The organism is Streptomyces niveiscabiei (assembly GCF_001419795.1).
GTDB lineage: Bacteria > Actinomycetota > Actinomycetes > Streptomycetales > Streptomycetaceae > Streptomyces > Streptomyces niveiscabiei.
In genome coordinates this window covers 1-2,640 of the sequence record NZ_LIRL01000976.1, presented here as the reverse complement: position 1 = coordinate 2,640, position 2,640 = coordinate 1, and the positions used below count along the sequence as shown (strand labels likewise).

Annotated in this window: 3 protein-coding genes; all 3 read right to left on the bottom strand. The window is 70.7% G+C overall.

From position 1 onward, the window contains the following. A partial coding sequence (locus AOK24_RS38175; RefSeq protein WP_206191341.1) for a beta-L-arabinofuranosidase domain-containing protein occupies positions 1–780 on the bottom strand: 780 nt, incomplete at its 3' end. 153 nt (positions 781–933) lie between these two features. Next, the gene (locus AOK24_RS38170; protein ID WP_055724529.1) at positions 934–1,746 is read right to left on the bottom strand and encodes a carbohydrate ABC transporter permease; all 813 of its coding nucleotides are present in this window, start codon (positions 1,744–1,746) and stop codon (positions 934–936) included. Next, positions 1,743–2,640: carbohydrate ABC transporter permease (locus AOK24_RS38165; RefSeq protein ID WP_055724528.1), on the bottom strand; the 898-nt coding region annotated here is incomplete at its 5' end. The genes AOK24_RS38170 and AOK24_RS38165, both read right to left, overlap by 4 nt.

The window sequence follows — 2,640 nt, the reverse complement described above, 5'->3', positions numbered from 1 at the left end:
GGCCACGTCGACGGCACCGGCGGCGAGGTAGAGGGCGCGTACGGCGTGGCCGCGGAAGACGGTCGCGTCGCGGACGGGTACGTCGTCCTGGAAGTAGGCTCGGCCGAACTCGCCGTCGGCGAGGGTGTGTCGGCCCCGGCGTTCGATGAACAGGGCGGCCTGGTCGAGGTAGCGCTGTTCGCCGGTCGTGCGGAAGAGTTCGACGAGGGCGGTCTCGATCTCGGGGTGCCCGCAGATGCCGTCGTTCGCTCCGGCGCCGAAGGTGGTGCAGACGTGGTCGGCGGCCCGGCGGGCGATCTTCGCGAGTTCGCCCTCGCCGCGCGCCCGGGTCTGGGCGACCCCGGCCTGGATCAGGTGGCCGTAGCAGTACAGCTCATGGCCCCAGGCGAGGTCGCTGTAGCGGGGCTGCTGGCCGGGGCGGCCGTACGCGGTGTCGAGGTAGCCGTCGGGTTCCTGGGCGAGGGCGACGGCCTCGGTGAGGGCGGCGATCTCGGGGTCGCGGTCGCCGTCCCAGGCCATGGCCTCCAGGAGTTTGTAGACGTCGGAGTCGGCGAACTCGCGGCCCCTGCGGTCGTGCCGGATGCGGCCCTCGGCGGCGGCGCGGAAGTTGCCGATCCAGCCGACGCGTTCCATCCAGTACCGGCAGTGGTCGAGCGTGGCGGTCGCGTTGGTCCGCCTGCGCCCGGCCCAGAACCCGCCGGTGATCCTGACCTCGCCGAGCCCGAGGGGCCTCAGCCGGCCCCGGCCGGGTACGACCGGCGTCGCGAGGGGGCCCGCCATGTTGTCCGTCACCAGTTCAAGCCTTCCGGTCGTCGAAACCAGGGGAGAGTTCCCTGTGCCGTGCGGATGAGTGCCGTGCGGATGGGTGCCGTGCGGGAGCGGACGGCGCGCCCGCCGTACCGAGGGCGTGCCGTGTCGAGGCCGGCCCCCGGCTCAGCCCTTGAGCGCGCCCGACATGAAGCCGCGCACGTAATGCCGTTGCAGCAGCAGGAACAGCAGCAGGCACGGCACCGCGAGCACCACGACGCCCGCCTCGGTGGCGCCGTAGTCGACCGCCCCCATGCTCTGCTGGCGCAGATTGGCGACGGCGAGCGGGAGTGGCGCCTTCGCGCTGTCGGAGATGAGGATCAGCGGGGCGATGAAGTCGTTCCAGGCGGCGAGGAACGCGAAGAGTCCGACGGTGATGAGCCCCGGCCGTACGGCGGGCAGCAGGATGCGGCGCAGCGCCCCCGCCGTCCCGCACCCGTCGACCAGCGCCGATTCCTCCAGTTCACGCGGCACGGACTCGAAGGAGATCCGCATCATGAAGGTGGCGAAGGGGAGCTGGAACATCGCGAGGACCAGACTCAGCCCGATCAGCGAGTTCTGGAGGTGGAGGCGGCCGAGGAGGACGTAGAGCGGGATGAGCAGGGTCGCGTACGGCACCATGAGGATCGCCAGCGTGACCAGGAACAGCAGGTCCTTGCCGGGGAACCGGAAGCGGGCGAAGGCGTATCCGCCGAGCAGCGACACCCCGAGCGTGAGGGCGACGGTGAGGGCGGATACGACGGTGCTGTTCAGGAAGTACCGCCACAGCCCGGCGTCGTAGTCGAGGAGGGTGCGGTAGTTGCCGAGCCCGTACCCGGACTCCTGGGCGGTGCCGGGCTGGGGGCTCACCGACGCCCAGGTGTTCCACAGCAGCGGGAACAGGAAGATGACGGCGAGGCCGCCGGTGACGACGTAGTACGGGGTGCGTGTCCCTTTCACGCGTCCTCCCTTCGCAGCCCCCGGAACTGGAGGGCGTTCAGCAGGAGCAGCGCGGCCAGCACGATGATCGAGAGGGCGGCGGCCGTACCGAGGTTCAGCTTCTGGAACGCCTCGCGGTAGATCAGCTGGACGACGGTGACGGTGCTGTTGTCGGGCCCGCCCTTGGTGAGGACGAAGAACTGGTCGAAGGCGAGGAGCGATCCGGTGACGCACAGCAGCAGCGACAGGGCGAGGGAGGGGCGCAGGAGGGGCAGGGTGATCGAGCGGAAGATCTGGGAGCGGCTCGCGCCGTCCATGCGGGCGGCCTCGTACAGCTCGTGCGGGATGCGCTGGAGTCCGACGAGCAGGATGAGCATGTAGAACCCGGCGAACTTCCACACGACGAGGAACACCGTCGACCAGAGGGCGGCCGTGGGTGAGCCGAGGAAGGAGACGGGGTCGTCGACGAGGCCGAGTCTCTCCAGCATCTTGCTCAGGGGCCCGGTGGTGGGGCTGTAGAGGCCCCAGAAGAGGAGGGACGCGGAGGTCAGTCCGAGGGCGCCGGGCAGGAAGTAGACCGTGCGGAAGAACCCGGCGCCGGGGCGGGACTCCTGCACCAACAGGGCGAGGAGCAGGGCGAGTCCGAGGAGGACGACGGTGACGACGGCCGTGTAGAGGAGGGTGAAGCGGACGGCGGGCCGGAAGAGCGAGCTGTCGGTGACGTCGGTGTAGTTCTCGGGCGCGTTGCCGCCCCGGTCCCCGGCGAGCAACGGCCAGTCGCTGAGGGACATGTGAGCGACGAGGGCGAGCGGGAAAAGGAAGAAGACGGCGACGAAGAGGGCGGTGGGGGTGGCGTACCCGATGCCCTGCGCGGTGCGGGTGCGCCACCAGCGGCGGGTGCGGGGTGGGCCGGGG